Origin of the sequence: Paenibacillus solani (assembly GCF_050475945.1) — a bacterium.
GTDB classification, from domain to species: Bacteria; Bacillota; Bacilli; order Paenibacillales; family Paenibacillaceae; genus Paenibacillus_AQ; species Paenibacillus_AQ solani_A.
The window spans coordinates 248,461-266,986 of record NZ_JBCMXJ010000018.1; the positions used below are offsets into that span (position 1 = coordinate 248,461).

Annotated in this window: 24 protein-coding genes; 12 read left to right on the forward strand and 12 right to left on the reverse strand. The window is 47.9% G+C overall.

The annotated features are described in order from the left end of the window. Nucleotides 1–3: 3 nt before the first annotated feature. On the reverse strand, nucleotides 4–579 hold the full coding sequence (locus tag ABEQ74_RS24645) for a TetR/AcrR family transcriptional regulator (RefSeq protein ID WP_430124859.1): 576 nt from the start codon (nucleotides 577–579) through the stop codon (nucleotides 4–6). After that, complete coding sequence (locus ABEQ74_RS24650; protein WP_430124860.1) at nucleotides 576–1,295, reverse strand: MBL fold metallo-hydrolase; 720 nt, start codon at nucleotides 1,293–1,295, stop codon at nucleotides 576–578. Before ABEQ74_RS24650 ends, ABEQ74_RS24645 begins: the two co-directional genes overlap by 4 nt. A 232-nt stretch (nucleotides 1,296–1,527) precedes the next feature. Between ABEQ74_RS24650 and ABEQ74_RS24655 the strand changes: the two genes are divergently transcribed. The 3 genes from ABEQ74_RS24655 (at nucleotide 1,528) to ABEQ74_RS24665 (ending at nucleotide 3,775) form a co-directional block, all read left to right on the forward strand. Further along, nucleotides 1,528–1,719, forward strand: a complete 192-nt coding sequence (locus ABEQ74_RS24655) for a hypothetical protein (protein WP_430124861.1) — start codon at nucleotides 1,528–1,530, stop codon at nucleotides 1,717–1,719. Nucleotides 1,720–1,857: 138 nt separating this feature from the next. Further along, nucleotides 1,858–2,388: a sigma-70 family RNA polymerase sigma factor gene (locus ABEQ74_RS24660; protein ID WP_430124863.1), complete on the forward strand. Its 531-nt coding sequence runs from the start codon at nucleotides 1,858–1,860 to the stop codon at nucleotides 2,386–2,388. After that, entirely contained in the window at nucleotides 2,381–3,775 is a 1,395-nt protein-coding gene (locus ABEQ74_RS24665; RefSeq protein ID WP_430124864.1) for a DUF4179 domain-containing protein, read from the forward strand. The genes ABEQ74_RS24660 and ABEQ74_RS24665 overlap by 8 nt, the downstream gene beginning before the upstream one ends. 2 nt (nucleotides 3,776–3,777) lie before the next feature. On the opposite strand, the gene ABEQ74_RS24670 is transcribed toward ABEQ74_RS24665, so the two are convergent. The 3 genes from ABEQ74_RS24670 to ABEQ74_RS24680 all read right to left on the reverse strand — a co-directional run bounded on the left by ABEQ74_RS24670 (nucleotide 3,778) and on the right by ABEQ74_RS24680 (nucleotide 5,156). Further along, entirely contained in the window at nucleotides 3,778–3,987 is a 210-nt protein-coding gene (locus ABEQ74_RS24670) for a hypothetical protein (RefSeq protein WP_430124865.1), read from the reverse strand. 197 nt (nucleotides 3,988–4,184) lie between these two features. Continuing rightward, nucleotides 4,185–4,601 (reverse strand): hypothetical protein, encoded by a 417-nt coding sequence (locus ABEQ74_RS24675; RefSeq protein ID WP_430124866.1) that lies wholly within the window; start codon nucleotides 4,599–4,601, stop codon nucleotides 4,185–4,187. Between the two features lie 165 nt (nucleotides 4,602–4,766). Then, nucleotides 4,767–5,156, reverse strand: coding sequence for a cytochrome-c oxidase (locus ABEQ74_RS24680; RefSeq protein WP_430124867.1), 390 nt, complete (start codon nucleotides 5,154–5,156; stop codon nucleotides 4,767–4,769). A 169-nt stretch (nucleotides 5,157–5,325) separates the two neighbouring features. Here ABEQ74_RS24680 and ABEQ74_RS24685 point away from each other — a divergent pair, with 169 nt between their 5' ends. Next, complete coding sequence (locus ABEQ74_RS24685) at nucleotides 5,326–5,799, forward strand: DinB family protein (RefSeq protein ID WP_430124868.1); 474 nt, start codon at nucleotides 5,326–5,328, stop codon at nucleotides 5,797–5,799. A gap of 72 nt (nucleotides 5,800–5,871) precedes the next feature. On the opposite strand, the gene ABEQ74_RS24690 is transcribed toward ABEQ74_RS24685, so the two are convergent. Then, nucleotides 5,872–7,032, reverse strand: a complete 1,161-nt coding sequence (locus tag ABEQ74_RS24690; RefSeq protein WP_430124869.1) for a copper amine oxidase N-terminal domain-containing protein — start codon at nucleotides 7,030–7,032, stop codon at nucleotides 5,872–5,874. A 238-nt stretch (nucleotides 7,033–7,270) separates the two neighbouring features. Between ABEQ74_RS24690 and ABEQ74_RS24695 the strand changes: the two genes are divergently transcribed. After that, nucleotides 7,271–8,338, forward strand: coding sequence for a lactonase family protein (locus ABEQ74_RS24695; protein ID WP_430124870.1), 1,068 nt, complete (start codon nucleotides 7,271–7,273; stop codon nucleotides 8,336–8,338). Between the two features lie 180 nt (nucleotides 8,339–8,518). On the opposite strand, the gene sleB is transcribed toward ABEQ74_RS24695, so the two are convergent. After that, nucleotides 8,519–9,178, reverse strand: coding sequence for a spore cortex-lytic enzyme (gene sleB / locus ABEQ74_RS24700; RefSeq protein ID WP_430124871.1), 660 nt, complete (start codon nucleotides 9,176–9,178; stop codon nucleotides 8,519–8,521). A gap of 388 nt (nucleotides 9,179–9,566) precedes the next feature. Between sleB and ABEQ74_RS24705 the strand changes: the two genes are divergently transcribed. The 4 genes from ABEQ74_RS24705 (at nucleotide 9,567) to ABEQ74_RS24720 (ending at nucleotide 12,781) form a co-directional block, all read left to right on the forward strand. Beyond that, entirely contained in the window at nucleotides 9,567–10,643 is a 1,077-nt protein-coding gene (locus ABEQ74_RS24705; RefSeq protein ID WP_430124872.1) for a sulfate ABC transporter substrate-binding protein, read from the forward strand. Nucleotides 10,644–10,681: 38 nt separating this feature from the next. Beyond that, nucleotides 10,682–11,530 (forward strand): sulfate ABC transporter permease subunit CysT, encoded by an 849-nt coding sequence (gene cysT / locus ABEQ74_RS24710; RefSeq protein WP_430124874.1) that lies wholly within the window; start codon nucleotides 10,682–10,684, stop codon nucleotides 11,528–11,530. 25 nt (nucleotides 11,531–11,555) lie between these two features. Next, entirely contained in the window at nucleotides 11,556–12,413 is an 858-nt protein-coding gene (cysW, locus tag ABEQ74_RS24715; RefSeq protein WP_430124926.1) for a sulfate ABC transporter permease subunit CysW, read from the forward strand. Between the two features lie 146 nt (nucleotides 12,414–12,559). Then, nucleotides 12,560–12,781 carry a YezD family protein gene (locus tag ABEQ74_RS24720; RefSeq protein ID WP_053490142.1) on the forward strand — a complete coding sequence of 74 codons (222 nt, stop codon included), beginning with the start codon at nucleotides 12,560–12,562 and terminating at the stop codon, nucleotides 12,779–12,781. 105 nt (nucleotides 12,782–12,886) lie between these two features. On the opposite strand, the gene ABEQ74_RS24725 is transcribed toward ABEQ74_RS24720, so the two are convergent. From ABEQ74_RS24725 to ABEQ74_RS24735, 3 genes are all read right to left on the reverse strand, one after another. Beyond that, nucleotides 12,887–13,798, reverse strand: a complete 912-nt coding sequence (locus tag ABEQ74_RS24725; RefSeq protein WP_430124875.1) for a hypothetical protein — start codon at nucleotides 13,796–13,798, stop codon at nucleotides 12,887–12,889. A 299-nt stretch (nucleotides 13,799–14,097) separates the two neighbouring features. Beyond that, nucleotides 14,098–14,271, reverse strand: coding sequence for a hypothetical protein (locus tag ABEQ74_RS24730; RefSeq protein ID WP_430124927.1), 174 nt, complete (start codon nucleotides 14,269–14,271; stop codon nucleotides 14,098–14,100). Beyond that, nucleotides 14,220–14,477: a hypothetical protein gene (locus ABEQ74_RS24735; RefSeq protein WP_430124876.1), complete on the reverse strand. Its 258-nt coding sequence runs from the start codon at nucleotides 14,475–14,477 to the stop codon at nucleotides 14,220–14,222. The genes ABEQ74_RS24730 and ABEQ74_RS24735 overlap by 52 nt, the downstream gene beginning before the upstream one ends. Before the next feature lie 822 nt (nucleotides 14,478–15,299). On the opposite strand from ABEQ74_RS24735, the gene ABEQ74_RS24740 reads away from it, so the two are divergent. Beyond that, nucleotides 15,300–15,443, forward strand: a complete 144-nt coding sequence (locus ABEQ74_RS24740; RefSeq protein WP_430124877.1) for a hypothetical protein — start codon at nucleotides 15,300–15,302, stop codon at nucleotides 15,441–15,443. A 78-nt stretch (nucleotides 15,444–15,521) separates the two neighbouring features. Continuing rightward, nucleotides 15,522–16,100, forward strand: a complete 579-nt coding sequence (locus ABEQ74_RS24745; protein ID WP_430124878.1) for an NPCBM/NEW2 domain-containing protein — start codon at nucleotides 15,522–15,524, stop codon at nucleotides 16,098–16,100. 143 nt (nucleotides 16,101–16,243) lie between these two features. Here ABEQ74_RS24745 and ABEQ74_RS24750 read toward each other — a convergent pair whose 3' ends face one another. Together ABEQ74_RS24750 and ABEQ74_RS24755 are read right to left on the reverse strand one after the other, a co-directional pair. Continuing rightward, the gene (locus tag ABEQ74_RS24750) at nucleotides 16,244–16,408 is read right to left on the reverse strand and encodes a hypothetical protein (RefSeq protein ID WP_430124879.1); all 165 of its coding nucleotides are present in this window, start codon (nucleotides 16,406–16,408) and stop codon (nucleotides 16,244–16,246) included. A 171-nt stretch (nucleotides 16,409–16,579) separates the two neighbouring features. After that, entirely contained in the window at nucleotides 16,580–17,473 is an 894-nt protein-coding gene (locus ABEQ74_RS24755) for a hypothetical protein (RefSeq protein ID WP_430124880.1), read from the reverse strand. Nucleotides 17,474–17,826: 353 nt separating this feature from the next. On the opposite strand from ABEQ74_RS24755, the gene ABEQ74_RS24760 reads away from it, so the two are divergent. Next, entirely contained in the window at nucleotides 17,827–18,459 is a 633-nt protein-coding gene (locus ABEQ74_RS24760; protein ID WP_430124881.1) for an NAD(P)-dependent oxidoreductase, read from the forward strand. Nucleotides 18,460–18,526 lie beyond the last annotated feature (67 nt).

The following is an 18,526-nucleotide window of genomic DNA, read 5'->3' on the forward strand; positions in this document are numbered from 1 at the left end:
TATCTATTTCTGATTTTTATGAAGAGTTAGCCCATCAATGAAGATTCGAATCATGAATTCCAAGCTGTCGTCCAAACTCAGATCAAGCGCGAATTGACCCGCACGGTCGAGGGAAGAGAACCCATGACACAAGCTGCGGAGAGTCCGCACCGTATGCAAAGCCTCTGACTGGCTGAGTTGGTAAGGGGCTAATATTTGGAGCAGAAGCTCCACAATTTGATCTCCTACTTGCTGTATTTCTTGCTGATCTGGACGGATAGGTTGCAGTGCAGCTTCGTATAATCCAGGATGAGAGCGGGCAAAGTCGACATAGGAGAGGCATGCATGACGCAGAGCATCTTCGCCCGAGCGACCGGCAACAGATTTCAGCATCCGATCATGAAGGGTCTGAAGGCCATACAGTGTCATGGCAGCATACAGTCCGGATAGCCCATCTACGTGGTTATACAGGGAAGGAGACCGAACGCCCAGCTTGCCCGCAAGTGCGGCTAGGGTCAGTGCGTGCAGCCCATCCCGATCTGCTAGTTCAGCAGCAGTTTGAAGCAATTGAAGGCGGTCGATGCCGGGTCTTGGACTCACTGTGCATTCCTCCTCATCATGGACTCAGCGTGCGTGAGGGCTTTTTTCATGGCATCTGTAGGATTGCTCAGCATCCGGCCATGGCCGACAGCCAAAACGGTGGGGTGGAGTGCGGTTATTGATGCTGCGCTTTCCAAGGCAAACTTCTTGCTCCAGGTAGCCATAGCAGGGAATGGAAACCAGGGTTTGATTACACCGGATACGGCTAATCCGCCACGGGTCTGCCAGGAGTCGCCGGCGATCAGAATCCCGCTGCGTTCGTCGAAAAATGCCATATGTCCTGGTGTATGGCCGGGCGTGGCGATGGCTCTGAGTGAACCCACTCGATCCCCGTCATGCAGAAGCACATCCGGTACGGTGGTTATGCTCTTCGGAATGTCTCCACGAATGGGAGTGTTCTCTTCTCCGGGCAGCAGCTCGGTATTACCTTTAAGCAGCTGTGCATCGCGCTGCGAGATGCAGACCGTGGCGTTTGGCAGCTCTTTTTTTAACCCGTCGAGTGCTCCGACGTGGTCGCCATGGGCATGGGTCAAGACGATGCGGGTAATGGGTTTGCCGACTGCTTCTGCCGCTTGCAGAATTCCCTTTTGGGTAAATGACATGCCGGCATCTATAAGTGTCAATCCATCGCTTTCCTCAACAAGATACACGTTTATGGGGAATAGACGGGGAAGAAACGAAAGCTGGGTTATCTGATCTATGGTTGTTTTTAACATTAAAGACATCCTTCCATCAACTTTTAAAACTAATGTTATTAGTATAATGTATGATAACTAATGTTATTAGTTTACGCAAGGATTAATTTTAACATTTTCATGGATACGACGCTTTATCCCCTAATTTTTTAATATTTTTACCAAATTTTGAGTGCAATTTTCATCATTTTACGTTACCATAATGATAGATATACGGAAAAAATTGTAGGTTGAAGGGTGAGGGCAGTCGACCATGGATATGTTTAAACGCATCGTTATTGTGATTGTGATGTATGCCTTCTCAGCTTTACTATTATATGTTGCCAGTCGGCATACACCATATCTGCTTCCCATCATCTGGATCTCTGCGTTTATGCTGCTGTTATGCGGCATCGGTTATTTGTGGCACTACTACTTTTTTAAACGACGCAAAAGAAGAGGTTAAAAGATGCTATCGTTAGTCTGCCTTGCCTGGGCGGGCTTTTTTTGTGTGGAAAAATAATAAAACCGTTTGAGCGCTCTCGCAGTCTTATATAGAGTGATGTTGAAAGTGAGGCAGGATGAATGAGGGGGAAGGAATCGCATGATGGATCATAATGAGCTTGCGGTCGCAGCATGCAGAGGGGACGAGAAGGCGTTCTATGCACTTGTCACAGAGCATCGAAGGCGCCTATACGGGATCGCCTACAGCTATTTGCATAACGAGAGCGATGCGCTGGAAGTATTGCAGGAGACGGTATGCCGGGCGTGGATAAAATGCAAGAAGCTAAAAGATCCGGAGGCGTTTGTTCCCTGGATTACCCGGATTCTGATCCATTGCTGTGTAGATGAACAGAAACGAAAGAAGCGTTTGGTTCCCGTAGAGGAAGTGCGCATGCAGGAGACGGCCGCCGAGATGGTCAGCGACAACAAGTTGGATTTAGAGCGTGCGCTTAGCCGTATCAAGCCCAAATACCGACATGTGCTCATCCTGAAATATTATCAGGATATGACGATCCGCGATATTGCAAGCATTCTTGATGTGCCAGAGGGAACCGTAAAGACCCGCCTGCATCAAGGATTGAAGCTGCTTCGGCACAAAATCGAGCCAGGAGGTGCCTTATTCCATGTTTGAGAAGGAAGAGCGTATGCTGAATGAGATGCAGAAGGATACGGAAGTCAGCACAGCGGTTGTATCCGACGAAGCATTGGATGCGGCTGTGCAAAGCGGGATGCGAAGGGGGCGGTACAGGCAGCGAAGCCGGGCACGTATAACGGTGTTGTCCGGAGTGGTGGCGACCATAACGGCTGCGCTTCTGTTCGTGGTATGGAGCGGGAGCGAAGGCTTGTTGAAACCCAATGAGCAAGTGGCGGCCAAGGGACCGTATCCTGCGCTGACAGGGTTTGATTTTGGTGAGGATATTACGCTGAATACAGCTAATAAACACGGCATGATCCAGCCGGTGAACCAATCAGTGACCGAGGGTGATTACACGGTAACCGTAAACGGAATTCTTACGGGTTCTCAGCAGATGGAGATATTCTACACGATCGAGAATCATGCGGATGAACCTGCAGATTTAAAGCGGATCGAGGTGAAGCGCCTGGGCTCCAGGGAATCGCTGTCTTATGGTATCGGATCGTCAGGTGAATCCAAGATTATGCCTGGCAAGCTGTTCCGTTCTCGATCAGACATTCAAATGGGGAAGGATAACACCATACCGGGTGAACTGACGTTTTCTTTTAGCATCGCCCCCTATTCAACGAATACGGTTTATAAATCCTCGGCCAATAACGAGCAGGTACTCCATATTAATGTGTCCGTTGATCTGGAGACCGTACGTCAGCATACCACAACGGTTTCGATCAATAAAATGCTGCAGATTGAGAAGCAGAGGTTCTATCTGAAAGAAGCGGTTATGTCTCCGGCTGGAATCATCTTAAAAGCTAATGTCCCTTCCAGTAACACGATGAAGGTGTCCGGTTTATGGGATGTGGTATTGGAGTCTGTTGTTCATGGAGAAAAGGTGGAATTAAGGAGCTATTCAGCTTTTTTACCTGATGAGAACGGCGATATGACTTATTTCTTCGACAGCAATATATTGGAGAATCCGGAATCGATCACGTTGAAAGCGAGCGGATTCCAAGCGGTGGACCCCTCCGAGATGAAACTCGTGATCGATACGGATAAGAAGGAGATCCTCCGTTCCCCGGACGGCGACATTCGGTTCGGATCATACAATAGGTATCTACTTACTTTGGAATACGAAGAGCGGACGGACAGACATATGGGCAGCGTATCCATTGAGCGGGAATTCGTGGATGGGGAAGGGAAGAAGCATATGATCGACGAGGACGCAGGGGGACTCAGTTCTTCGTCCCGATCTTCTTCGGACACAGAGGTAAGCCTTATTACGCAGTATATCCACCTTAAACCAGAGGATTACCCGCAGCCGCTCACGTTTACGTTAAGCAGTTACCCTGGCGTTATGGAGCAGGCATTTGAGGTGCCGATTCAGTGAGTTTATAGATGCTGGAAGCTCAGCAGAATCACCACAAAGCCGAAAGCTATAATTACTTTGCCGATAAATTTTATGTACCATATTCTCACATCGCTAGGTTCAGTGTCATCACTCATTCTTCTGAACCACCAGGAGTAAGGGTTGCGGTTGGCATATAGACCAATCACAATGAGCATGATGCCTAGGAACACTGTAGATATGAAATTGTACATGGGTGAACCAGCCCCTTTCCTTAGAAATAAATACGTCTGATGGATGAACAAAGTTCCGATATATGTAAATCCCGGAGTATCCTTGTATGGTTATCTCCCGAATTGAAGACGTGAAAAAGGAACCGCCCCGGGCCATGAAGGTCTAAGGGATGGTTCCTTTTTCATTTATTTCAATCCTGAATTATGGTTTGATTACGCTATTCCTTATGCTTTGGAGAGGAGCCAGAGCTTGCGGCAGGCCCTTTGGCGTCCAACAGCTCAATAAGAGCTTTGGGCACTCCGTTGAGCAGCAACCATTGGCGAAGCGTTTCAATGGCCCGAATATGTCCGTTTCCTTCATCCCGCCAGGTCAGCAGCTCGATGACCTTAATGACGAGGAGCATGAGTTCCATTTTGTCATGTTCAGTTTGGTCTGCACGGACTTTTTGGAATACGGCCTCTTTCTCCCAATCAAGCAGAATTTCTTCACCAATCGTAGGCCTCATGATTGAATAGCTGTAATCACACTGCGGGCAGCGCACCGTAGCGAACGGATTTGAATGGAATATGACGCGAATCTCCGATTGACACTGATGGCAGTGGAATTGAACTTGAATGGATGTGTTTGTCTCCATATTGATGTTGCCTCCTAATAAGAGAAAGGTATCTACTTATACCCAATACTCGGTAACTGTGACCCATATTGGATGAAAGAGGCGCATCGCAGAATGACAAGAACTACCCGGTTAAAGACGAAAATATGGCGATTAGAGCTTGATATTCCTATGCGTAACGAGGGTTTATTTCTTTCTCCTAACACTCTTCACACTTTTGACATGTGTCAGTACGTTATAGAGGAAAGCGAGGATGCCAAGCGTGACCAGCACGCCGCCAGCGGCGATGACTGGCTCTACCGATTCTACTCCGCTTACGAGCAGTGCCAGGCCGATCATCATGATAGGCAAGCCGATGTTGTGGAGCCAGAAATGCACTTTGCCTGCGGTAGACTCCCCGGCTGCGGGGAACAAATAATAGATAATACCCGCCAGAGCCAGGGAAGCCCAGCCCAGAAGATTAACATGTGTATGGACGGAAGCGTAATCATAGCTGTGGGATATTGACATATACATGCCAAGCAATATACCCAGAACGAAATAAATAACGGCGATCTTAATTAATTTGACACCCATAGAACCCCTCCCTTTATGGATTACTATTATGGTATATGTCGCTTCGGGTGAAGTAGACCATGCGGGAGGGATTTTTAGGTAAAGGTCTAAGTTGCGGTGTGTTGGGAGAAGGATAACCTTGGCACCTTACCGAAAATAAATTACAAAATGACTAGGTGGGGGAATGGTTGTGAAGGAACATAAATTCTTCGTACAATTTCGTGAACTGCGTAACCAAACGTTAGCGATAGCAGACTCAATTCCAGTACATATGATGGATGTGGTGCCGCCTGGCTTTAATAACAGCATCAGGTGGAACCTGGGGCATATTCTTGTTGCTTGGGACTACGGAATTTTTCCAAAGGTAAATGAGAACCCGCAGATGCCAGCGTTATATTATCGTCTGTTTTCTAAAGGGACCAGACCTGATGCCTGGACGGAAGAGCCCCCGGAATACGATGAGATTATTGGTTTCTTGTCTTCTCAGGTAGATGAAATCTTGGCAGTCTCGAATGGAAGAATGGATGATCTAATCGCACAGCCATTTTTGAGAGTGAAGTATCTGAGAGGCATGTACAGCTTTCATATCAGGGAGGAACAGCATCACTTGGATTGTATACAACGAATTAAGGCTGCTGTCGAAACCTCGTCTGTCGTCAATTGATGTTCCGAATAAAAGAAACCGTGAACTCCTTAGCAGGAATTCACGGTTATACATATTTGTTATCTGAATATTCTATTCAACTTCCAGCACATCATAGATCAGCCATTTGCCCTCATGCTTCTTTAGCCAGTAAAGGGAAGTCGATTGGATCGTCTCACCGTCCGCATTATCGCTCTCTTCAATGTAGATCACGGCGTCGTCTCCCTGGAAGAATACCGTCCGTACGGTCTCTGCCTTGAGCATGAAATTTACTTCATCGAAGATACCTTCTGCAATGCTCTGTTGGAACATCTCGTAAAAGACTGAATCCGGATGAATGACGGACATCAGCAGCGGACCATTCTCCTCATTAAAGCCTTTATACTGGGTATCAATGGACTCCTGCAGAGCCTTCTGCTCAGCAATCGGCACCACCGGTTTGGCCTCAAGCAGCTTATCCCCCAAGAAGTATTCAGTCTCGTATTGATTCTGATCATATATTTTCCATGCACCTGATGCGTCCTTCTTCACTAGTATCTCGTAATGGAGCGTAACATCCCATGTGAAAGGCCCGCTCTTGCGGTCGAGTGTAACGTTGGTGAACGCATGGATGGATGACCCAGCCACCGTCACGTCCCACACATCAGCGGATACACTCAGATCGTATTTGAATTGATCCCGATACTCTTCTTGGATCTCTTTATAAGATGGGGAGTTGGGATGATAAGCGGTCATGACGGCATCCAGCTCCTTGGCATTGCCTGCCTTTTCGATAATGTTGTAAAGGCTCTCCACCTTAGCGCTGGCATCATCGATCGCGCTCTCACGGTCAATCTTGATGGTACGTGCCTTGGAATCCCAAGTCACGGGAAGTCCGGTAGCTTCAGCTACAAAGCGCAGAGGAACAAGCGTGTTGCCGGCATCGGTGAACGGAGCCACCTGGAGCTTGGTTTTCACCCCGTTGACATAGGCGGTATTCTGGCCGATGGTCATCTGCAGCTTCTGATCGAGAAATGTACCGGTCACCTGCTGCTTCGCGCGGTTCCAATCCACTTTATAATCCAAGGCCTGAAACAAAGGACGGAACTGAACGAAGGTAACTCCGTTCTTCATAATAGGCGCTGCTTGAAACTGGATTTCCTGGTTATCGAGGTAGACTCGGATGCTGTCCTGCTTCTTCGCGGGTGCTGCTTGCGCTGCACTAGCAAACAGAAACAGCAGGGCGATAGCCAGGAGGCTGATTTTTTTGTTCAATGTGCTGTCATCTCCTTCAACGAATGATAGAATAAGAGAGGTAATTGTGGTAATCGTACATGATATGACCATACGTAGCAATATATTTCTGCTTAACAAAGTAATGACATCAACAACAGCATGACTGATTACCGTGGCTGTATGAAGAAGCGGTAAGCACGTCCTTTTGTTGGGTAATACATAATAGGCATCAAACCGGGTCACCGGATCAAATCATTCATATAAAGGAGTGGAACACATGACAGCAGGACAGGAACTGGTATTTTACATAGGGACCTATGGTTCAGAGAACGAGAATCGCATACATTGGGGGGCGATGGATCGGGCAACGGGCGAGCTTCGTTTATTGGGAGGCACCGCAGGGATAGAAAACCCCACTTATCTGGACTTTGATGATTCCGTATCTATCTTGTATGCGGTGAGTGAGAGGGGTGAAAGCGATGTATCCGCTTATTCGGCGAACCTGGTCACGGGGGAATTGACGCTGCTGAATGCTCAGTCAACCGGCTCATCCGGCGCATGCCATGTATCCCGCACATCCGATGGGAAGTTTATCATGACAACGGGTTACAGCGACGGGCAAATTTCGGTTCTGGCATTAGAAGGCGACGGGCGGATCGGAGAGCTGGTCTCGAAGATCAAGCACAGCGGGCGCGGACTTCGCGATGACCGTCAATCGGAGGCCCATCCCCATTCGATATTGGAAGACCCGGTAAGCCGCTTCATTATTGTCAGTGACCTGGGTATGGATGAGGTGAATCTGTACCGGCTAGAAGAGGGCAAACTTGTAACCCAGCGTGAGATTAATCTGCCGCCAGGCTCGGGCCCTCGTCTTGTCGCTTTCCATCCATCAGGCAAGTGGGTGTATGGCGCGAATGAGCTGAACAGCACCGTAACCGCTTATGCGAACGATGGAACCTTTGGTGATTTGAAAATATTGCAGCATATCTCGACGCTGCCTGAAGATGTGGTTATGGATAACAACACATCGGCTCATCTGCTCGTATCGCCTTGCGGTCGTTATCTGTACGCGTCTAATCGGGGACATGACAGCATCGTTCAGTATGTAATCGATCAGGAGGACGGTACGCTGCGTGCGGTCAACTGGGTGTCTTCCGGCGGTAAAACGCCGCGTCATTTCAATATCCTGCCGGGTGGCTTCCTGCTTTCGGCAAATCAGGACAATGGCTTGATCGCAAGTTACCGGATAGACCCGGATACGGGAAATCTGGTCTCAACGGGTTATACCCTGGAAGTCACGCGTCCGGTATGCATCTGTCCTGTGGAAAAAGCGAAAAAAGCATAATGCATTTTCGTTATACAAATAGAGAAAGAGCAGCTTGCGGCCCTAATTTCGGGGCCCAGGCTGCTCTTTTATATACTCTACGGTTCTGCAGGAAGTGCAAGCGGTCATACGGCTGCTTAAACTTCCTACTTCCGATTTCAGTCATGAATTCATCTGCTGTATGTTTCAGTGGATGAATAATTAATGAGCAAAAATATGATGGCCAATCTGCACGGTTTGCGGTCTGCTCCAGATCCACTTACTCGTTGCCGTTTCCGGATTGAAATAATACAGGGACTCATAAGTGGGATCCCAGCCGCGAACGGCATCCATGGCAGCAAGATAGGCGGTCCGGTTCGGAGTCAGCCAGTACTGCCCGTCATCCACAGCGGTAAAAGCGCTCTTTTGGAAAACAACGCTCCGAATATCATTCGGAAATTCACTGGATTGTATGCGGTTCATGACAACGGCGCCGACAGCAACCTGTCCTTTGTAAGGCTCACCGCGTGCTTCGCTGTATATAACCTTGGCCATGATGTCCATTTCGGATTGATTCAAAGTATATTTCTTCAGCTGTCTCCACGTTTGCGCACCGGTGATTCCATCAGCTGGCATACCGTATTCCTTCTGGAAACGCGTAACGGCTGATTTTGTGTTGGCACCATATTTGCCATCCAGCGGCTGGGTGTAGAAGTCCAGCGTTTTCAAGCGATATTGAAGATCCCAGACATCCCCGTTCTCACTGCCCGGCTTTAACAGCGGAGCCGCCTCGGCCGTTTGGACCAGCAAGGGCAGAAGCAGAAGGGTGCTCAAGAATAGGGAGGGGATTAGTTTCCATGTTAGCTTGCGTATGGTGATCATCTCCTTTGGAGTTGAATTATAAGGATGGAAACCGGTTCATACAACCAACAGTAAATGGAAATCCGCGCCGTGTCTGCATTTATGGCTATAAAAATGGTTCTATGGGCGGAGTCGTCCTGAACTTGAATTTTTTTGAAAAAAAGGTTTGACATCGGCGATTGGACTGATTACAATGGCTACATAACATACTAAACAGGTAGGAATTATTATATATTGTTCTCACCGTATCGACGGAGGAACGCTCAAAGACTAAGAAGCAGGCCCGGTTTAAACCCACTGGCTTGGCTCTAGTCTGACGAGCCTTCCTCCGTCTTTTTTTTAAAGAGATAAGACAATATCACCTGGGAGAGATACCTGTTTAGCTAAGAATAAAAGGGGAGTGATCCATATGAAAAAGGTGTTCAAGCAAGGGGTTCTCATCGGATTAACCATGATGTTGACGGCGGCGCTTGCGGCTTGCGGCGGAGAGAAAGCAGACACGGTCGCAACCGCTAAGGGAGAAGCGCCTGCTGCCGGTTCAGGCAAGCCAAGCCTGGAATTGCTCAATGTTTCTTACGATCCAACCCGGGAGTTATATGACCAATACAACAAAGCTTTTGCAGCACATTGGGAGAAGGAAGAGGGACAGAAGGTTACGTTTAAGCAATCCCATGGGGGCTCGGGCAAACAGAGCCGTTCGGTGATTGATGGTTTGGAAGCGGATGTGGTGACACTGGCCCTCGGGTACGACATTGACGCCATCCGTCAGGCCGGATTGATCCAGGAAGGCTGGGAGAGCAAGTTTGAGCATAACAGTGCGCCTTATACCTCAACGATCGTGTTCCTTGTACGCAAAGGTAACCCGAAAGGAATCCAGGATTGGCCGGATTTGATCAAGGAGGGGGTAGAAGTGATCACGCCGAATCCGCAGACTTCCGGTGGAGCACGCTGGAACTACTTGGCGGCATGGGGCTACGCTCTGAAAGCAAATAACAACGATGAAGGGAAAGCACAGGAGTTCGTGAAGGAGCTGTTTACCCATGTACCGGTACTTGATAGTGGTGCCCGTGGTGCGACAACGACATTTGTCGAGCGCGGAATAGGGGATGTGCTGCTCGCTTGGGAGAATGAGGCTTATCTCTCAATTAACGAACTGGGGCCGGATAAATTCGAAATCGTGAACCCGTCCATCAGCATTCTGGCAGAGCCGCCGGTTGCAGTCGTGGATAAGAACGTAGATAAACGCGGCACTCGTGAAGTGGCAGAAGCCTATCTGAAATATCTGTACAGTGAAGAGGGGCAGACCATTGCGGCAGAGAACTACTACCGTCCGACGCTTGGCAGTGTAGCCGATAAGTATAAGGATAAATTCCCGGCCATCGAATTGTTTACAATCAAGGATGTATTCGGCACATGGGAAGAGACGCAAATCAAGCATTTTAACGATGGTGGTATCTTTAATCAGATTTACGTGCCAGGCAGCTGATCGGCGTAACCGCCGAAGGCAGGAAAGGATGAGAGGATATGACTGTTATCTCCGTACGGAAACAAGGCAGAAACCAGAGCAGAATACTCCCGGGTTTTGGCATCGGTATGGGTCTGACCGTGCTTTATATGAGTTTGATTGTGCTTGTGCCGCTATCGGCGCTTCTACTCAATCAAACCGGGTTGACCTGGGAGAAATTCTGGTCGGTTGCAACTGACCCAAGGGTGCTGGCCTCCTACCGGGTCAGCCTGACGACAGCGTCGCTGGCCGCTTTGGCGGATACCATCCTGGGGCTGCTACTGGCTTGGGTGCTGGTACGGTATGATTTTCCCGGCAAAAAAATATGGGATGCGCTGATCGACCTGCCCTTCGCGCTGCCGACAGCAGTGGCGGGGGTCGCATTAACCGCGATCTACTCGAATAATGGCTGGATCGGTTCGCTGCTGGAACCGCTGGGAATCAAGGCAGCATTCTCACCACTAGGCATCACACTAGCTCTGATGTTCATTGGCATCCCCTTTGTGGTGCGGACAGTCCAGCCTGTGCTGGAGGACGCGGAGCGGGATACGGAGGAGGCGGCTGCTACGCTCGGGGCTGGACGCTGGCGAACCTTTCGCACGATTATCCTGCCGGGTCTCTTGCCGCCGCTCTTAACCGGATTCGCGCTCGCTTTTGCCCGGGGGATCGGTGAATACGGCTCGGTAGTCTTTATATCGGGGAACATGCCGATGAAGACCGAGATTGCACCGCTGCTTATCATGACGAAGCTGGAGCAGTTTGATTATGCAGGGGCAACGGCCGTTGCCTTGATCCTGCTGCTGATCTCATTCGCGCTGCTGCTCGGTATTAATCTGTTGCAGCATTGGTCGCGGAAGACCGCGCGTTAAGGAGGGGGAATATACGATGGCTGAAATGATATCCAATGCCGTCCCGGCGGTAAAACGAGATGGGCCCTCCTCTTCAGCAGCGGCGGAGAAGCCATGGGTGAGATGGACATTCATTAGCTTGGCGGGGCTTGTGCTGCTGTGGCTTATTGTACTGCCTCTGATTACCGTCATGTCCGAAGCGCTTAAGAAAGGCTGGGAAGTCTATCTGGCTGCCTTATCCGATCCCGATGCACTATCTGCGCTTCGGCTGACCCTGCTGGTCGCAGCGATTGCCGTGCCGCTCAATTCCATATTCGGCGTCATCGCGGCATGGACCCTGACGAAGTTCCGTTTCAGAGGGAAGAACCTGCTCATTACGCTGCTGGATTTACCATTCGCGGTATCGCCGGTCATCGGCGGTCTCATCTTCGTACTTATTTTTGGCCGCCAGGGATGGTTAGGACCTTGGCTCGAAAGTCATGATATCAAGATCATATTTGCCGTGCCCGGCATTGTACTGGCAACGTTATTCGTAACGTTCCCCTTTGTGGCTAAAGAGCTGATTCCGTTGATGGAAGAGCAAGGGACTAAGGAAGAGGAGGCGGCTGTAACACTTGGAGCCAAGGGCTGGCAAATATTCTGGCGGGTAACCCTGCCCAATATCAAGTGGGGACTCCTGTACGGCATCATTCTATGTAATGCCAGGGCTATGGGGGAATTTGGGGCCGTGTCTGTTGTATCCGGACATATACGCGGTGAGACCAATACGCTGCCGCTTCATGTCGAGATTTTGTACAATGAGTATCAGTTTTCGGCATCATTCGCGGTGGCTTCCTTACTACTGTTGTTAGCTGTTATAACACTGCTGCTTAAACATTGGTTTACACGAAAAAATGCCCATTGACAGTCCTTTCCAACCCATGCTAATGTTAATCCATACTATATAGGTTGGAAAAGAATGAATAATGATTTCATACACGTAGATTATTAAGTTGACTTGTACTGATATGTAAATAAAATTTGGGCATTGCCCGGTTAGGAGGCGTATCCATGGCTAAACCTTTAAAGGTGGATGAAATGTGGCTCGAACGCATAGCTAGCCTGCTGAACGATATGGAATTCGGTTCGCTGCAAATTGTAGTGCATGAGGGTCAAATCGTTCAGATGGAACGAACGGAGCGCAAGCGTTTCGAGAATACGGCCTCTGGAGCGGTTAAGACATCGGGAGCGTCCCGGGCATCCGGCCAACAACGAAGAACAAGCTCGAGATAGAACAGACCCGTCTTGAGGTTCGAATGCCGTCAAACCAATTGCTTCGTAAAGAAACAGCCCTGCCATATTAACGGCAGGGCTGTTTCTTTGTAGTATGTGTCGATGCTATCTCGTTCTCAGAGGGCTGTGGATCTCTTTGGGCTCGCTTGGAGTCGCAATCTCTTGGTGGGAATCAGGATCTGCACCTGGATGAAGAAATTGTTCCATGACCTCCGGATGACCAGCATAGGGCCGCTCACGCCGCTTGCGGGTAGCTGTAACCCGGAAGCCCGCCATATATAGCAAGCACTGAGTAACGAGAACGTAAGGCGAGGAGGAGTCCCCCATCAGATTAAACAGAGCGGACGCCACGATCAACAGATGCAGCAGCGTATAGACAATGCCATGTGTTCTTCTTCTGGAATCCATTAACAGACGGTAGAAGGAAATCGTAGCAATGATATTGGAGAGCCAGAGGCACCACAGCTGGGGGCTTGTCCAGGCAGAAGGCTGCCGGAGTGCTTCAACGAGATTCATAGACCACAGAATAGCGGCTCCGAGTGCTAGGGCAGGTACGGCAGGTTTTAAGAGCAGCCACAGTCCCATTCCCCAGCCTGGTCTTTCAAGCCGTCCTACGAGCTCGTCGCGCTCCTTCATGAGTCTGATCATTTCGCGGTTTAGCAGCTTGTGAATCGTCATCAATCTGGATTCGTCCTGATCGCTGAGGAAGGTATCCAGCTGTTCATGGAGCTCACGAGTCAGCAGGTCGGCGGATTTACACTCCTGCAGCAGTTGGATGAGCAGGTCCTGAGGAACAGCCGTCCGGGTCGGGCGATTGATTAATATGCCTAGAGGACCTGCCAGTCTGGTATAGATGGTCAAGGACTGACGAATGCGGGCAAGTGAATCTTTGCGTGCACCCAATAACCGGGATGCACTGTATATGTACAGCCCTGAGAATATCGCTACGGCAAGAAGCACAGCCACCAGCGTATCCATGGAGCCAAAAATATGAGCGATCCATTCCGTAAGGGACAAGCTGATCCCTCCTTCAATTTTCTACTTTTCACTATTGCACATCGAACGAGGGATTTCAAGGGAATGAATGCGTCAAGCGAAACTTCGTGAAGCTTGTTTCAGAATGTTTCCTGAAGGAAATTCTTTTGTGCGAAGTTAACATATGGAGTGAAAGTACATATAATGCAATAACAAGAGAGGGTGTTCAAGACAGTCGAAGGGGGAGAAGCTTTATGACGAAAGTACAAGTAAGCAGAGCGCCTTTCCGGCGGACAAAGATCACAATCGGTTATGTATTGCTCCTTGTCTTGACCGCATAATCATCTACCCAGAAGGTATGGACGGATATCAGTTCTCGATTTTGCGAACGGGCGAATTAGCATACAGGCATTGTTCTGGCAGTATACCAGAGGCATGTAGTGGATAGCCGGCGTCAGTTTATTTAATTTGCGCTGTGGTCGTCTTCGGTTGTAATATCGTATGTATTTCTCAATTCGGCTTTGTCCTCTGCCGGATTTTGGATATCATAAGGATAGAGCCCTTCCGTTTTCAGATGCGAGAAGCTCTCCATGTAGGCATTGTCTAGGCAATTGCCCCGGCGAAACATGCTGATTTGGGCGCTAACCTTTGGCAGTATGTCGTGATAAGCATGAGACGTGTACTGGAACCTTTGGTCGCTGTGAACGACCAATCCGGTCACGTCTTTTTGCTTGGCAACGCTTTGGCGAACGTCTGCAGAACCAGCTCATTGTCTTTACGCTCGCTGAGCTGGTGGGCCACAATCTCGTTGTTGAATAAGTCTCTCACTGCCGAGAGATACCTCATTTAGTTTCAATGGATTGTTAAGTGTATTTGTTAATTCCCCATCAAACTTGCGTCTCATAGTAGGTGACACTATAAGGTCTAGCAATATCATTGCCGAAAGCACTGGCGGTGGAAGCTTTAACGAGCGGGACGAGGTGGGAAACTCCACAGGTTTTCCTTCCACCGTAGCTGGTATCGTTGACACTAATATCAGGATGTGGTCGACCCCGGAGATAGGTGTGACCAGATTATCATGGTTGATACCAAGCTTAACGGGCACAACCCGGCACCCGTGAAGAGGTATAGAGACTACGGAAATCTAGTATGGAAATAGTTGACCCCAGTCAATGCACAGTGCATCGCCATCGAGCCTGCGACTGGTAAGAAGTGGATAATACCTGAACAATACAAACAGAGTACAGATGTTGAATATGTAAACTAATGAACAACGCCACATAGGCGTTTTTATTTTGCCTTCGGTTATCTAGGGGACTTGTTCAGGCTTAAAGATATCGATACAACCAAAGAGCGTGAAGTGGTTCAGATTAGAGGACTTTACAAAAGCTTATTTTGAATGAGGAGCTGCCGCAGGGTTCAGATTTCATGGTTGAAGCCATGAGATATTCACGACGATGTTTCATGAATATGAGGAGGACAGGCAGCGGGATTTAAAGAAGACGTTCGTAAGAAGAAGCGACAACTGTATAAGGATACTCAAATGCTGAAAAGGGAAATGGCTGAGAAGCGTAAGACAACGAGTAAATTGGAATTACTCCATGACTTGCTGAACAAAAAGAAGGTTCATGATTTTGAAAAAGGTATTACAGACAAGCATGAGCAAGGGAGAAGGAATTATAAATAATTAAAAAAACATATTGAAAATTTTTGGTTCTTATGTAAAAATAAGGAATGCAATTACAAAACCGAAAGGGGATTTGATATGAACAACACAAAGCACGTTATTAATCCAAAAGGTTTTCGATTTAATGTATTAAGTTTAGCTGTGGTTTTAATGATTACTATTTGTACATTTTTTGTAGGCGGAAATGCAACTACTGTAGGTGCTACACCTGTATCTGTGCAATTAAGTGATGAGTTAACTCCAATTTCAGTTACAGGAGATATAGAGCAAATAACACCTGATTATTATTCGTATAATAAAAACCAATCGTTTTATAAAACACAGTTATCTATTAATGGTGTGAAATATGAAAAAGGGATTGGCTCGCATTCAAATAGTACAATTAAGTATAATTTGAATGGACAGTATACTAAATTTACAGTAGATGTAGGAATAGATGATCAAGTAGCGACGGGTCATGGTTCTGTGAATTTTGTAATAATCGCTGATGGTAAAATTTTATATATTAGTCCGGTTAAAAAATCTCACGAACCAGCTGAACATGTAGAAGTAAATATTGCAGGGAAGAATACACTTGAGTTAGTTGCGTTTTATGCTAATGATAATATCGACAATGATCATGCCAACTGGGCGGATGCAAAATTGTATACTCAATAAATAAAGATTGCTTTAGATTTTGTTTGTAAATGAATACAATATATTGTTGAAATTATAGTTTATTAAAAAACTCCCTTGGTTATTCGAGGGAGTTTTTAGTTTTGCATATAATAAAATATTCAAAAATCATCTTCTTCCTGATTTTAGATATCACTTCTAGAAACATAAAGAAGTTGGGAAAATTCAGTTACTTGTCCTAGGTCCGCTGCTTTCTCGATGAGCTTATAGCGCTCTTTTTTGCCTCCTGCATCCAGATTTCCAAACACTTTTTTAGCATTACGTTTGGACTTTTGTCCTTTAATCGCCATAGAAATGCACCCCCTAAAATTCATCGGAAAAACCAGGGGGTTTTCCAATGTCTATTCTAAGGGGTGCACTTCATTTAAGATCGTTGTTGTTTTTTATTTTTATATAACGTGGAAGGCGAGAAGGGAACGGAAAGGCCTGTATGTCCTGCTATGAGAACTCACGGTCGGAATTTATCGTTTAGCCTCGTGTAGTTCCTTCCAGTACCTGTAATCATGAATAGCGATGCCAGAGAAGGAGGAGTGCTTCTGCGCTTTGGTACATACTTTGGACAGCTGTTCTTCCATATAAGCCGTACCTTCTTCAAAGAAGGTGATGTAGTTCCCCTCATTGCTGGATTTGGTCTCAACGGCGATCAAGGCTTCTTTGCCAAGCTCATCGGCTTCCGTCAGTTCGGCAGCGGCCAGATTATAAATATTGTCTGCCTGATCACGGTAGGCCATAATCGCGATTTGGTCGAACTGTTGGATCATCCATCGGCTAACGGACATAGATTGATCAGGCAGCTGATAGGTGTGCAGCCAAAAAGTCATGTCCGAGCCGATGGGCAGGTTCAGGGAGTGAGCTTCTCCGACCAGATAACGAACATTCTCTTGCCATTGCGGAATGACCGTGGAAGGGTTAGCTCTCCATTCAGGCAAGACATGCGGCTCGATATCTACATGGATACCGGTGAATCGCTCATTCGGTGCTGCAGCGGCTTGATATTCAGCGATCCACTGCATAAAGGACGCTAATCGATGCTGCTCTGATTCTAGCGCCCAGTTAGGTGCGCCGCCAAGGACATGAACCTCAATCCCTTTGTCTCCAGCCTGACTGATAAAATGGCGGTAGTATTCGGGGCGGACGTCACGGTTCATCTGAAGATACAGAACATTAACTCCCTGGCTTGAGGCAAAATTTATAATATCCTCGGTTGAATTTTTAATCTGTTGGGTATCCCAAAACCAGGTTGCCCTCTGGTTAGCTTTGGCTGTAGCAGTATCAGGATGGAAGGACAAGCTGCCAAGCAATAACAGGCTGGTTGCAAGACAGGCGGCCAGCAAGCGGATACCTTTATTAATCATAATGAATAATCTCCTTTGGTATACGATAAGATCATTGATAAACGACATATTACGACAAAAATACTGGATAATCACGACATTGGAAGCTGGTATGCACCCTAGGGAATTTCGCGAATGTGCATCTAATTATTGTATCGGTGAAATATTTAATTGGATACATAGGTCTAAAGTAATGTTATTTAGCAGGAGAATAAACAGAAGGAGTTTGAACAGGCGTGTAAGGGGATAAGTAAAGTAGGAGGTGTTAGGTATTCGGGTGCGTTTATCTATTCCGATTGATTTCTGTATTTGTGAAGCCATTCATCACGGCAGGTGATATAGTATAATTTCTAGACAAAAAGGAGCGATGAAGTATGAAGGTAGCAATCATTGGTGCAAGCGGTACGATAGGTAAACGGATTACAGAGGAAGCCCTTCGTCGAGGGCATGATGTAACAGCGATTCTACGCAATCCCGAGCGGTTGGAGCAGGAGCATGAGCGTTTGAACAAGGTCAAGGCGGATGTGATGGATCCTTCCTCGCTGGAGAAGGCCATTCAGGGACATGAAGCTGTGATCAGTGCGTTTGGTCCGAAGTTTGGCCAGGAGGAGGAATTGCTGGCTGCCGCCCGGACGATTTTGGAGGGCACACAACGCGGCGGCGTATCTCGCCTGTTGATTGTTGGCGGTGCTGGAAGCCTGATCGGCGATACCGGTGTACCGATTATGGATACTCCGGAATTCCCAGAGGAAATTCGGCCGCTTGCCCGTGCGCATGCGGATGCGTACGATATTTATAAGGATAGCGACCTGGAATGGACGTATGCCAGCCCAGCGGCTGTGATCGAGCCGGGGAAACGCACCGGGCAGTTCCGGATTGGCATGGACCGCCTGGTGACCGATGAGAGTGGGAGCAGCCGGATCTCCGTGGAGGATTTCGCCGCGGCTATGATCGACGAACTGGATGATCCGCAGTTTATCAAATCCCGTTTTACCGTTGCATACTAAGAAATAAATAGGCAACCGGATTACCGAGCATGAAGGTTGGAGTATGTCGAAGCAAAGGGGAGAGCTT